Origin of the sequence: Francisella sp. 19X1-34 (genome assembly GCF_041102755.1) — a bacterium.
Lineage (GTDB): Bacteria > Pseudomonadota > Gammaproteobacteria > Francisellales > Francisellaceae > Francisella.
In genome coordinates this window covers 1-12,687 of the sequence record NZ_JBGCTX010000068.1, presented here as the reverse complement: position 1 = coordinate 12,687, position 12,687 = coordinate 1, and the positions used below count along the sequence as shown (strand labels likewise).

The following is a 12,687-nucleotide window of genomic DNA, read 5'->3' as shown; positions in this document are numbered from 1 at the left end:
CATCTTATTACATATCAAAGACTTATCGTGATAAGCAACACCAAAGCCTCAGAGAAATCTGGGGCTTTTTTGTTTCTGGACTATTAATTAATCCTAATAATTGATATATCTGCTTTTTAGAAGTACTATTAAAGTAGAATAAACTATTTCCTTATAAGTTATGAACCTACAAGAAAATGAAAGTATTCTATTAGAATTGAAGCCAGATAAATCAAGTATCATTTATTTCTTTATTATAAAGCTTTGGCATAGTTCTTTTTTAATTATAGCTATCGCTGTAATGTTTTTTTCAAAGTTAAATAAGACAACTATAAACCATGATATGTTGACAAATACGGTATTAGTTATTTTTGTATTGCTAATTATTTACTTTATAGTTGCTTGGTTTTTTATTCGAAGAATTATCAATGGTTATAGTTACACCATAACAAATCAACGCTGTGTTCTTAAATATGGTTTTTTATATCTTAATCGTAGAGATATCCCATACCGTAATATAAATGATATAAATCTTAGATCAAATATTATTGAGAAGGCGTTTGGGTTAGGATCTGTGTATATTAATGATATTAGTACTGCAATGAGAGTAAATACAAGAGTATCAAATAACACTTGCCGAATGGAAGGACTGACACTTCAAGAGTGTGAAAAAGCTATAGACTTAATTAGTGAGAATATTCAAAAAGATAGATCAAATAATGATTAGTATTCCTATTTAATCATTGAAAGACTATTCCAAAATTTAATATATCTACATTTTAAGTAATGTAACTATAATGCATAATTACATTAAATTTTGTCATTTTAATAAGTTTTTTTGCCATTAGTTAATAATATAGCTGTAGAAGTAGTGCATGTTTTATAGGTAAAGCTATAATTTATATTAAACTATTAATTTATTTTTAAGGAAATATGAAAGTAGGAATTCCTTTAGAAATTCATGCTAATGAAAATAGAGTTGCAGCTACTCCAGATAGTATTAGCAATATAATAAAGTTAGGGTTTGAAGTTATAGTTGAAACTCAAGCAGGAGTTAAGTCTTATTTTACTGATCACAGTTATGAAGAAGCAGGTGCTAAAATAGTTGCTAATATAGAAGAAGTATTTGCTTCAGACATAGTTTTGAAAGTTAATCCACCTGAATATAATGAAAAATTAGCTAAACATGAGTCTGATTTATTAAAGCAAGGGTCTACATTGATTTGTTTTGTTTAGCCTGCTCAAAATAAACAATTATTAAAAAAATTGAGTGTGGCTAATATAAATGTATTAGCAATGGATTGTGTTCCAAGACTTTCAAGATCTCAATCTTTGGATGCATTGAGCTCAATGGCTAATATAGCAGGTTATAAAGCTGTAGTTGAGGCTGCTAATCATTTCGGCCGTTTTTTTGGAGGACAAATAACCGCAGCTGGTCGTGTCCCACCTGCAAAAATTCTTGTTATTGGTGCTGGAGTTGCAGGACTTTCAGCAATTGGTACAGCAGGTAATTTAGGAGCTATTGTAAGGGCATTTGATACTCGAACAGAAGTAAAAGAGCAAATTCATAGTTTAGGAGCAGAGTTTCTTGAAATTAATATAGATGAAGATTCAGATTCTGGGGATGGATATGCTAAAACCATGAGTCAAGCATATATTGATGCAGAGATGAAATTATTTGAAGAACAAGCAAGAGATGTTGATATTATTATAACTACAGCATTAATTCCTGGTAAGCCAGCGCCAAAATTAATCACTGAAAAAACTGTAGGTTTAATGAAACCAGGAAGTGTAGTTGTTGATTTAGCTGCACAAACTGGAGGTAATTGTGAATTATGTAAACCTAATGAAATTACAGTTACTAATAATCATGTGACTATAATTGGTTATACAGAGTTACCTTCAAGATTACCTTCTCAATCATCAAGGTTATATGCGACAAATGTGATTAATTTATTAAAGCTGCTAACTCCTGAAAGAAATGGTCAAATTACTATTAATTTTGATGATTTAGTTGTAAGAGGAGTAACTATTCTTAAAGAGGGTGAAGTTACTTGGCCTGCACCACCAATTAAGGTTAGTGCAACGACTACTAAGGTTGTAAAAGAAGAATCTAAGAATATAGAAAATTTAGAAAAAAGTAATGAAAATAAAAAAATAAAAAAAGTAGTAGGTATTTTTTCTATATTAATATTAGCTTCAATAATGAGCTTTGCCCCGAAAGAGTTTTTAGGGCATTTTAATGTATTTATATTATCTTGTGTTATTGGATATTATGTAGTTTGGAATGTTACGCACTCTTTGCATACACCTTTAATGAGTGTAACTAACGCTATTTCAGGAATTGTTATCGTAGGAGCAATATTACAATTAGATAGTAATATTTTGATAGTGAAACTATTAGCTTTCATAGCAGTATTAATCGTTAATATTAATATTTTTGGCGGCTTTTTTGTTACCAAGCGTATGCTTAAAATGTTTAAGAAATAGGAGAAGTAAGGATGTTACATGGATTAGTTACTGTGGCATATATCATTGCTGCTATTTGTTTTATTTTAAGTATAGCTGGATTATCTCATCAAGAATCTGCTAAAAGAGGTAGTTTCATTGGTATTTTAGGTATGATAATTGCATTAGCTGCAACTATATTAAGTAGCTCAATTATTGGGGTTATTATCGTTCTTATTGCAATATTGTTGGGAGGTATACTAGGTATATGTTTTGCTAAGAAAGTCGAGATGACTCAAATGCCAGAGTTAGTTGCTGTTTTACATAGCTTTGTTGGAGTAGCTGCTGTTTTTATTGGGTATAATAGTTATATAATAAGTGTGGGATTTGACAAAGCTATTGTATTTGACCTAGATTTGGGTATCCATCTAATTGAAATATATTTAGGGATCTTTATTGGGGCAGTTACTTTTATAGGTTCACTTGTAGCATTTGGTAAACTAAATGGTCTATTAAAATCTAGAGCTTTAACATTACCTCATAGACATAAGTTAAATTTAATAGCACTAATTGTAATAGTATTCTTATTAATCTATTTCGTAGCTATAAACCAAAGTATATTAATATTGATATTGATGACAGTAATAGCTTTATTCTTTGGTTGGCATTTAGTTGTTTCTATTGGAGGCGCTGATATGCCTGTTGTTATTTCAATGTTAAATTCGTACTCAGGATGGGCTATAGCAGCAACAGGCTTTATGCTACAAAATGATTTACTGATTAGTACAGGAGCTTTAGTTGGATCTTCAGGTGCTATTCTTAGTTATATTATGTGTAGGGCAATGAATCGATCGTTTTTTTCTGTTATTGCAGGAGGGTTTGGCACTGTTACTAAATCTATATCATCAGAAGAGGGAGAGTATCATGAAGTAACAGCCGACACTGTAGCAGATATGTTGCGACAGGCGAATGAAGTCATTATTACTCCTGGTTATGGAATGGCTGTAGCTCAAGCACAATATCCTATTTTTGAGGTAGCAGAGTGTTTGCGTAAGCAGGGAGTTAATGTTCGTTTTGGAATTCATCCTGTGGCCGGTAGACTACCTGGACATATGAATGTGTTACTTGCAGAGGCTAAAGTTCCTTATGATATTGTCTTGGAAATGGATGAAATAAATGAGGATTTTTCTAATACTGATGTCGTACTAGTAATCGGAGCTAATGATACTGTTAATCCTGCTTCAAAAGAGCCAGGAACACCAATTAGTGGTATGCCTGTGTTAGAAGTGTGGAATGCAAAGCATGTAATAGTGTTTAAAAGAGGTATGTCATCAGGCTATGCAGGAGTAGAGAATCCTTTATTTTACAAAGATAATACCTGTATGCTTTTTGGAGATGCAAAAGTAAGTATAGAATCCGTCTTCAAAGCATTATAATTAGAAAAAGTATAATTTCTTATTAACTATTTGCTAAAAGAATATAATCTTTTGGATTGTCTGGACATTGATATAATCCGCACTCAAAAAATATTGATACGACATTAGCAAAAACAACTAGTATAAAAATTAGAAAAATTATATTTGTAAATATGCGAATCTTTTTATTCTTTGCTTCAGAAATTTCTTGAGGTTCTTGGCGGATTTCATACTGTTTCGGATAAGACATAACTATAGCTATATAGATAATAGCTACCATAGATATTACAAATACCCAACTATACATATGCATACCTAGGACTTTAGAGCCAAAACCAACAGGGTCTGTAACATGTAAGGCTATTTGTCTAAGTGATACAAACGATGTAAATACAGCTGATAAAAGTGATAGAGCATAATGACTTGGTCGTACATGAAAGCGTATATTGAGCAAGAATCCAAAACCTATGGCTAATAAACCTAGTCGTTGTAATAGGCATAATGGACATGGTAATTCATACATAAAAAACTGAAAGAAGAATGCAGCTATTATAATTATAGCTATGCCTGTTATTTCAATAGCACTTATTGCTTTGATTAGATCTTTTGGTATTATTTTGCTCATAACACATCCCCTTTATAGATAAATTGATAACTTACTAGTTGCATGGTGCAAAAATACTAGACTTGCTATAATGAGAAATATACTAAAGATTATTACTGCATAGCGACGATTAAACCAAGCAGTTATTGTAGAAATTAAGAGTAGAATGAAGCTTATAAATATTCCAGGCATAACTTTTCTCCCAATGAAGGTTTTCATACACTTCAATCTTAGCAGTTAATAGATTTATTTAATATATTTCTTACTTGATTTCTTGAATGAAACTTAGAGAAAAGTGAAGTTTTGAAAAGTTTTTAGAAAAAGGTATTGTAAATTATTGTAGTATTGGGGCTGCATGTTGAGCGGCTACTTGTTGTACAGTACAAGCACCATCGCCACATACATAAAATGCTGAACCTATACTAATAATTATTAATATAACAAATATTACAAACACAATATGAGTTATAGTACGAATTACTTTATTATGAGACTCAGACACTTCTTTTGCTGTTCTTTTGTGAAGGTCATATTGTCCAGAGAATGACATAACTATAGCAATATAAACTAGATATATGATAGAGATTACAAATACCCAACTATACATATGTACACCAAAAAGCTTTGGACCAATACCTATTGGATCAAGCATATGAATACTTATTATCTTTAAAGAAACAAGTAGTGTAAATACAGTTGCTAATAGTGAATATGCATAATGACTTGGGCGAATATGGAAGTGAGTATTTAGCAAAAACCCAAATCCCATAGCAAGTAATCCCATTCTCTGTAATAATATAAGAGAAACAGGTTTTGGCATATTATGCATACTAAACTGAAAATAGAAGTCTATAATAATAATTACAGTTATAACTATAACCTCTATAGCACTTAAAATTTTCATATTATCTTCAGCACCGGATCTTGTCATGATAAACTCCCTATTATACGTACATTGCTACATGTTGACTTGCATGGTGAATAAGTACACCACTAGCAACAATTAAAAATATGACAAAAAATACTTGTCCTCCACGGCGGTTAAACCAAGCAGTTACTACTGATATTAGCAACAATATAAGGCTTATTAATATACCTGGCATAGTTTCTTCTCCTACGGTAATTTTTTTATGTTTAATAATAACATAAGTTAACTAAATTGTTTTACATATATATTTTAGAGGTTTTTTTTCTAATAAAAAGTATATTTCATACCACTATCTAAAATCATTATAAGAATATTATATGAATCGTCATTTGGGATCAAATTTAATAGCTTTTTAACAGCAAAATAATTTGCTCCACTACTATGCCCAGCATAGATTCCTTGTTCACTTGCTAGATCGTGACATCCATTTATGGCTTGTTGATCTGTAAACTGGATAACTTCATCAATATATTTTAAGTCCATTGACTCACAAAATACTGGATTACCAGGTCCTTCAACTTTGTAGCTGTATATATTTTTAGGGTTAGGTTTGCCATTATAGAATATATCATAATATACTGAACCTTTAGGGTCTGGCATAATTGTTTTAGCATTTGGAAATATTTCTTTTATTTTCTTTGAACAACCAGTTATCGTTCCACCAGATCCACCAACTGTTATAAAATAATCAATATTAATATTTTTTTCTATAAAATAATCTACTATTTCTTGTCCAGTAGTTTGATAATGACACTGAGTATTTAATTTATTATCGTATTGGTTTATCAAAATACCATTTGTTTCATGTGCTATAGCTTTTGCTTTGTTAACATAAAAATCAGGATCATGATGATCTGCTGTGTTTTTACATATTGTTAAATTCGCACCAAAACTCTTTATCATAGATCTTTTCATTAAGCCTGTTTTCTCAGGGCATGTTATATGTACAGGGTGATTATAAAATTTAGCAATAGCTGCTAATGATGTGCCCATATTGCCAGAGCTTGCTTCAACAATCGTTTGTCCTGGTTGTATCTGCTTAATTTTTATAAGGTTTTCCAATATATATTTTGCTACTCTATCTTTTATACTTCCTGTAGGATTCAACCATTCACATTTTGCAAAGATATTATGTTTAGTATGTGGATTTTTAAGCTTTATAATAGGAGTGTTACCAATTAGAGAGAGCATGTTATCTTAGATATTTTTTTCAAACTAATATATTTTAACAAAATGTTTGAGGAATATTTATTTTATTTTAAAAATAGATTCTTATAGAAAATTATTTTATTTGGTTTGCTATAAGTAAAGCTTATATTCTATATAAGAATAAAGAATTTCATATATCTTTTAGCTAGTGATAGTCTAATATCAAACAAAAAACCTAAGGGTAAAATCAATATGAGAAATATATTTTTAATTATATCTACATTAGTTATTCTATCTTCATCAGCGACAGCTTTAGAGTATCAAAATATGGGAGATGCAAACTCTATATCTCAACAGAAACTTCAGGAGATCCAATATAATAAAATGAGGAGTATGGAGGATAGGATTACGTCTGTTCGTTAGAAACTTATATACTAATTTATTAGATATAAAATAATTAGTATATATTTCTAATTATATTTCAAAACTGTATAGTTAGGATTCTTCTTCTCAGAAGCTATAAGATCTACGATTCCAAAGCTTAATAATATGCCAAGAAATGTTAGGTACGATAGTGTTTTTTTCATTATTAAATAGATCCTTGTTTTTTTAGATGAAAGCTATAGTAACACTAATCATGAGAAAGTTTATCTATCTAAATTTAACAAGGATTGGTTGTTATTAACAAAGCATAATTCGAAAGTTTTATTAAGTGAATTATTTTCCTATACAAAAACTTGAGAAAATTTCACCTAATAAATCATCTGAACTAAATTCTCCAGTAATAGAGTTTAAATATTCTTGAACTATCAAAAGCTCTTCGGCAAGTAGTTCACCATTACCTAGATTTAATTGTTCTTTTGCTAGATTTATATGCTCAAAGGCTTTATTTATTGCAGTAACATGCCTTTCGCGAGCAGTGTAGATACTTTCATTTTGATTCGTATAACCTACTTTCTTAAGTATATGATTTTTTAGTTTATCTATGCCTATATTATTACCTGCAGATATATATATATGGTTATCTTGATTTTCAGGTGTATTTTCAAGTAGATCTATTTTGTTATGAACATATGTAATATCAATATCTTTAGGTATTTGATCATAGAATTCAGGTATTATCTCTTTAATATCGCTAAATTTAACGTTACTATTTGTATAATCATCAGTTACAAAAAGTACTTGATCAGCCTCCTGAATCTTGGCAATAGCTCTTTTAATACCTTCACTTTCAATAATATCATCACTACTACGTAACCCTGCAGTATCAATTATATGCATTGGAACACCATTGATTTGGATATGTTCTTTAACGATATCTCTAGTTGTACCAGCAATTGATGTTACAATAGCTGATTCTTTGCCAGCTAAAGCATTTAAAAGACTAGATTTACCAGCGTTAGGCTTACCAACTAGTATCAGAGTAATACCTTCAGATAGTATAACTCCTTGCTTACAACTATTTCTTACTGCTAGTATTGTTTGATATATTTGTTCTAGGCTGTTGTGTATTTTTGTATCTTCTAGAAAGTTTATTTCTTCTTCTGGGAAGTCTATAGAGGCTTCGACATACATTCTTAAATAAATTAACTTCTCTAGGAGGCTATTGATTTCCTTAGAAAAGTCGCCTTGTAATGATTTAGCTGCAGATTTAGCGGCAACTTCTGATGAAGCGTTTATTATATCTGCAACTGCTTCAGCTTGAGCTAAGTCAAGTTTATTATTTAAGAAAGCTCTTTCAGTAAATTCACCAGCTTTGGCCATTCTTGCACCACTGTTTAAAGCAGCTTTTATAATTAGATTAAGTATAAAAGGGTTACCATGAGCTTGAATCTCAACAACATCTTCTCCTGTATATGAAAAAGGAGAATTAAAATATATTGCAATACCATTATCTATAACTTCTTGATCATTATAAATGGTACAAAATGTGGCATATCGAGGCTTTAATTGTTTTGCAGTAAGCTTTTGAGATATTTCTAAAGCATTTGGGCCGGATATTCTAATAATGCCGATACCGCCATTACCCTGAGGTGTCGCTATAGCAACAATAGTATCTTTTGTGTACATTTTATTATTTTAGTTTTTGATTAGAATTGAAATTTTCAGAGATGTCTTCTTCTTGATCAATTACTCGACCTTTTTTACGATCATTTTTATTAAAAAAGTCAGCATTTTGTTTCATTATTCTTCTACGTAAAATAAATGAAGATATCATTAGGAAAATTATTAAAAATACAAATATTGGAGCAAAAATTATAAATGACACTATAGCAACTAAGATTAGCCCTAGTGATGTTAAAATTTGTTTTGCATTGTTGTTCATTCTTTTCTTTATAATATTTAGCTTGTATAATGTAAGTATATCACTTTGGTGGTTATTATAAATAGGGCTCTATAAGTTTATATGATAAATCGAGGAGTCTGGTGTTCAAAAACTGGAGGTTTATTTATGAATATTCAAATTACTGGTAGACACGTAGAAGTTACTGATCCAATCAAGAGTTATGTGGGTGAAAAAATAGGAAAAGTGGAACACTACTTTGATCATATAACATCTACGAAAGTTATCTTAGCTGTTGAAAAAGAACAGCAGGTTGCTGAAGCTATAGTAATTGTACCCGGTAGTGAGTTTGTTGCAAAAGCCGAAGATAAAGATCTTTATGCAGCTATTGATATGTTAGAAGATAAATTAGCACGTCAACTTAAAAAGCATAAAAACAAAATGAGATGTAATCATAGTACAGGTCATAGTGAATAGTTCTTCTTACTCAAACTTTATTTAATCAATTTATGAATTTAAAAGCTCTTATCGATAAAAAAAATATTATCTTGAACCTCAATATTGAGTCTAAAAAACGTTTAATCGAATTTATTACGAATAGGTTAGCTGTCTCATACCCTGAGATTGATGAGGACTCTGTGCTTAGTAGTATCTATAATCGAGAAAGGATAGGTAATACCTATATTGGTAAAAACATCTATATTCCTCATTGTAGGGTTAAAAACCTAGAGACTACAAAGATAATTATAGTAACACTCAAAAATACATATCATGATGAATCTATTGGCGAGGATATAAAAATGGCGATAGGGGTATTTTTCCCCGATAATATATCTGAAATTCATATAGAATTATTAAAACAGTTAGCCCTATTTATTAAAGCTGATAAGACACAAAGATATTTTGATCAAGTAAAAACGGTCGATGATTTATATAAGTTAATTACTAGTACATATAATGGATAAATTATTAGAAAATATAAGAATAGTGCTTGTGGAGCCATCACATAGTGGTAATGTGGGCTCTACAGCAAGAGCAATGTTGAATATGGGGTTGACTAATCTTTGGTTAGTGAATCCTAAAAAGGGTATAGATGATGAAGCTATCGCTTTGTCTTGCCATGCTACAGAAGTAGTTAAGGGTGCAAAAATAGTTGATTCACTAGATGAGGCTTTGGATGGTATTGACTATGTAGTTGGAACAAGTGCTCGAGTAAGGAGAGTTTCATTACCAATAGAGCCTATATCAAAAGTAGCTACAAATATTTTAACAAAGATTCAAAAATCTAATGAAAAGGTTGCGATACTTTTTGGTCGTGAAAGAACAGGACTTTTGAATGAAGAGCTTTTGATGAGTAATGTTCATGCATATATTCCTTCAAATGAGGGTTATACATCTTTAAATTTAGCTCAAGCTGTTCAATTGGTTGCTTATGAGATACATAAACAGATGATTGAAATAACAGATGCTAAAGATGTTCCAGAATATAATCATTCACATAAAAAAGCTTCCACAAAAGAGTTACAAGGTTTTTATAAGCATCTTGAAGGTAGGATGATAGAATCAGGATTTTTAGATAAAGATAAGCCTGGCCATGTTATTGATAAGCTAAAAAGACTTTTTCAAAGAAGTGAGTTGGAAAGCCAAGAGGTAAATATTTTAAGAGGTTTTTTAAGCTCTCTTGATAATAAGGGGTAAGATTAGGTTCTCAGATGATTATATTAGGTATAGATGAAGCAGGAAGAGGCCCTCTTTCAGGTCCAGTGGTTGCAGCGGGTGTTATATTAGACAGTGATAATACTATACTTGGCCTTAATGATTCTAAAAAATTAAGTGATAAAAAACGTGAGCTACTATATGAAGAGATTGTTTTAAAAGCAAAAGCTTATTCAATAGTCGAAGTTTCACCTCAAGATATAGATGATTTAAATATTTTACAGGCAACATTAAAGGCAATGAAGCAAGTTGCTGATAATTTAATTGGGTTGTTTGATAAAGTTTTAGTTGATGGTAATAAATTACCACAATGGAGCTATAACTCTGAAGCAATAGTAAAGGGAGATTCTAAAATCTTAGAGATATCAGCAGCTTCGATATTAGCAAAAGTACATAGGGATAGAATATGTCTAGAGCACGATAAACTTTATCCACAATATGGCTTTGCTAAACATAAAGGCTATCCAACTAAAGATCATCTGGCAAATATAAAGCAGTATGGTGTTCTAGATATTCATAGAAAAAGCTATAAGCCAGTTGCAAATTTATTAAAGTTAGACTGATGAGTATATGAAAGTGACAAAGCTATCAAATGTTGAAAATATCAATTTAAGAAATGCTGAACAATCAGATATAAGCTTCATTGTTAAGTTAGAAAACCATACTGATAATAGCTTATATATTGGTAAGTGGGATTATGATAACCATATTTCAGCATTAACAGATAAAAATATTGCATATTTTATAATTCAAGATCAACTATCTATAGATATTGGATATGTGATACTTACTGATCTATTTAATAATCATAATTCAATTCATATTAAACGTATTGCGATAGATTCATCTAGTAAAGGTAAGGGGTATGGAAAGAAAGCTTTAAAGCTTATATTGAATTGGATTTTTAAAAATACTCAGGCTCATAGAGTGTGGTTAGATGTTAAAGATTATAACTCTAGAGCTGTTCATATTTACAAATCTGCTGGATTTGTTATTGAAGGAACCTTAAGAGATTGTGAATTTAATGCTCTAAAAAATCAATATGAATCATTTCATATAATGTCTATTCTCAGAAAAGAATATCAAAAAATCAAATAAAGAATATTTTAGAATTAATATAATGTAAAAACTTAAATTGAAACTTCTTCTTATTTAAGAGGTTTAATATTAGTTCAGCAATTATTCCAAATATTATGCCTAAGAGAGTGTCATATATTCTTGCTAGAGTAAATGTTATTACTGTCATGTCTGATTTGAGGAAATAAAATACTGTCACTAACCAGATAGTTGCAAAAGCAATTCCTAATCCATAATTATGATGAATTATTAAATAAGTAAGAAATATAAAAATAAAGCAAGAATATATCATTAATGGATATCTATCAAAAATAAAGTGAGATAATAAAATACCAATAATAGCTCCGATAATTGTTCCTGTTAATCTATGCAGAGAAGTCTTTAGACTCGAGATATAATTGCCAGTAGAAACTATAACTATTGAGTAACAAACCCAAGCTGGATTAGTTAAATGGATAAATCTTGAAGATATATAAATAGTACTTATAAGAGCTGTTATAACGATCGCTTGCTTAATAACGAAAGAATCCTTGTTAACAGGAGGGTTTTTTATTTTCACATTAGGCATTATAATCGTAAATATTGAGGTTGATATAAAACCTATCAATAGCCCAATTAAACAATAATTAAGGGATGGTAACAGATCATTTTTTTGTAAAAATGGATCAAGATAGAAAAAGAGTAAAACGTAAACTATCAAAAATATAACAAGTATGCGACCACCATTAAAATAGCGCTGAGAATATAGGCATAAAAAAACTAGAATCGTCCTAGTGATTTCTTGTAATATTGGAGAATTTATTAAACTAATAAAAGATGCTAAGATCATTGCTATTAAAACTAATATTGTATTTGTAGTTAAGTTTTGTATTTGTTTAAGTTTAGTATTACCAAAGCGATAAAAAGGTAGAAATATACCAAAGACAAAAGCCCAGATCATTAGCATTAAATTACCTTTAAAAAGATAACAAGCACATAGGCTAGAAAAAAATACTGATAGAGTTATAGTGGTGACCCTTTACAGACTTTTGTGTAAATTTTTCATAGGCTACCAATCCTATCTTCAAATTTAATCATAAAATGTGCA

16 protein-coding genes and 1 pseudogene are annotated in these 12,687 nt (G+C 30.1%); 9 read left to right on the top strand and 8 right to left on the bottom strand.

The annotated features are described in order from the left end of the window. Nucleotides 1-160 precede the first annotated feature (160 nt). The 3 genes and pseudogenes from AB8E56_RS09805 (at nt 161) to pntB (ending at nt 3,863) form a co-directional block, all read left to right on the top strand. The gene (locus AB8E56_RS09805; RefSeq protein WP_329480571.1) at nt 161-706 is read left to right on the top strand and encodes a PH domain-containing protein; all 546 of its coding nucleotides are present in this window, start codon (nt 161-163) and stop codon (nt 704-706) included. A gap of 206 nt (nt 707-912) precedes the next feature. Next, nucleotides 913-2,469, top strand: a pseudogene (locus tag AB8E56_RS09800) (Re/Si-specific NAD(P)(+) transhydrogenase subunit alpha). An 11-nt stretch (nt 2,470-2,480) separates the two neighbouring features. Continuing rightward, nucleotides 2,481-3,863: a Re/Si-specific NAD(P)(+) transhydrogenase subunit beta gene (gene pntB / locus AB8E56_RS09795; RefSeq protein ID WP_329480569.1), complete on the top strand. Its 1,383-nt coding sequence runs from the start codon at nt 2,481-2,483 to the stop codon at nt 3,861-3,863. Between the two features lie 22 nt (nt 3,864-3,885). On the opposite strand, the gene AB8E56_RS09790 is transcribed toward pntB, so the two are convergent. The 5 genes from AB8E56_RS09790 to AB8E56_RS09770 all read right to left on the bottom strand — a co-directional run bounded on the left by AB8E56_RS09790 (nt 3,886) and on the right by AB8E56_RS09770 (nt 6,565). After that, the gene (locus AB8E56_RS09790; RefSeq protein ID WP_329480567.1) at nt 3,886-4,467 is read right to left on the bottom strand and encodes a disulfide bond formation protein B; all 582 of its coding nucleotides are present in this window, start codon (nt 4,465-4,467) and stop codon (nt 3,886-3,888) included. A gap of 12 nt (nt 4,468-4,479) precedes the next feature. Then, entirely contained in the window at nt 4,480-4,638 is a 159-nt protein-coding gene (locus tag AB8E56_RS09785; RefSeq protein ID WP_329480565.1) for a DUF5993 family protein, read from the bottom strand. Nucleotides 4,639-4,780: 142 nt separating this feature from the next. After that, the gene (locus tag AB8E56_RS09780; RefSeq protein WP_329480563.1) at nt 4,781-5,377 is read right to left on the bottom strand and encodes a disulfide bond formation protein B; all 597 of its coding nucleotides are present in this window, start codon (nt 5,375-5,377) and stop codon (nt 4,781-4,783) included. Nucleotides 5,378-5,390: 13 nt separating this feature from the next. Beyond that, nucleotides 5,391-5,549 carry a hypothetical protein gene (locus AB8E56_RS09775; protein WP_329480561.1) on the bottom strand — a complete coding sequence of 53 codons (159 nt, stop codon included), beginning with the start codon at nt 5,547-5,549 and terminating at the stop codon, nt 5,391-5,393. An 89-nt stretch (nt 5,550-5,638) separates the two neighbouring features. Beyond that, entirely contained in the window at nt 5,639-6,565 is a 927-nt protein-coding gene (locus AB8E56_RS09770) for a cysteine synthase family protein (protein ID WP_329480559.1), read from the bottom strand. 210 nt (nt 6,566-6,775) lie between these two features. Between AB8E56_RS09770 and AB8E56_RS09765 the strand changes: the two genes are divergently transcribed. Further along, the gene (locus AB8E56_RS09765; RefSeq protein WP_329480557.1) at nt 6,776-6,946 is read left to right on the top strand and encodes a hypothetical protein; all 171 of its coding nucleotides are present in this window, start codon (nt 6,776-6,778) and stop codon (nt 6,944-6,946) included. A gap of 294 nt (nt 6,947-7,240) precedes the next feature. Here the strand turns inward: AB8E56_RS09765 and mnmE are convergent, their stop codons facing one another. Then, on the bottom strand, nt 7,241-8,593 hold the full coding sequence (gene mnmE / locus AB8E56_RS09760; protein WP_329480555.1) for a tRNA uridine-5-carboxymethylaminomethyl(34) synthesis GTPase MnmE: 1,353 nt from the start codon (nt 8,591-8,593) through the stop codon (nt 7,241-7,243). Nucleotides 8,594-8,597: 4 nt separating this feature from the next. Continuing rightward, nucleotides 8,598-8,849, bottom strand: coding sequence for a hypothetical protein (locus AB8E56_RS09755; protein ID WP_329480553.1), 252 nt, complete (start codon nt 8,847-8,849; stop codon nt 8,598-8,600). A gap of 126 nt (nt 8,850-8,975) precedes the next feature. On the opposite strand from AB8E56_RS09755, the gene raiA reads away from it, so the two are divergent. From raiA to AB8E56_RS09730, 5 genes are read left to right on the top strand one after another with little or no spacing between them, the layout of a single operon-like run. After that, on the top strand, nt 8,976-9,284 hold the full coding sequence (gene raiA / locus AB8E56_RS09750) for a ribosome-associated translation inhibitor RaiA (protein ID WP_329480573.1): 309 nt from the start codon (nt 8,976-8,978) through the stop codon (nt 9,282-9,284). A 32-nt stretch (nt 9,285-9,316) separates the two neighbouring features. Further along, a complete protein-coding gene (locus tag AB8E56_RS09745) occupies nt 9,317-9,772 on the top strand; it encodes a PTS sugar transporter subunit IIA (RefSeq protein ID WP_329480551.1) in 456 nt (151 codons plus the stop codon). Beyond that, nucleotides 9,765-10,505 carry an RNA methyltransferase gene (locus AB8E56_RS09740; protein ID WP_329480549.1) on the top strand — a complete coding sequence of 247 codons (741 nt, stop codon included), beginning with the start codon at nt 9,765-9,767 and terminating at the stop codon, nt 10,503-10,505. Before AB8E56_RS09745 ends, AB8E56_RS09740 begins: the two co-directional genes overlap by 8 nt. A gap of 14 nt (nt 10,506-10,519) precedes the next feature. After that, nucleotides 10,520-11,086, top strand: coding sequence for a ribonuclease HII (gene rnhB, locus AB8E56_RS09735; RefSeq protein ID WP_329480547.1), 567 nt, complete (start codon nt 10,520-10,522; stop codon nt 11,084-11,086). Nucleotides 11,087-11,093: 7 nt separating this feature from the next. Further along, nucleotides 11,094-11,621 (top strand): GNAT family protein, encoded by a 528-nt coding sequence (locus AB8E56_RS09730; RefSeq protein WP_329480544.1) that lies wholly within the window; start codon nt 11,094-11,096, stop codon nt 11,619-11,621. Here AB8E56_RS09730 and AB8E56_RS09725 read toward each other — a convergent pair. Continuing rightward, the gene (locus tag AB8E56_RS09725; protein WP_329480542.1) at nt 11,614-12,540 is read right to left on the bottom strand and encodes an FUSC family protein; all 927 of its coding nucleotides are present in this window, start codon (nt 12,538-12,540) and stop codon (nt 11,614-11,616) included. The two genes, AB8E56_RS09730 and AB8E56_RS09725, sit on opposite strands and share 8 nt — an antisense overlap. Nucleotides 12,541-12,687: the final 147 nt, after the last annotated feature.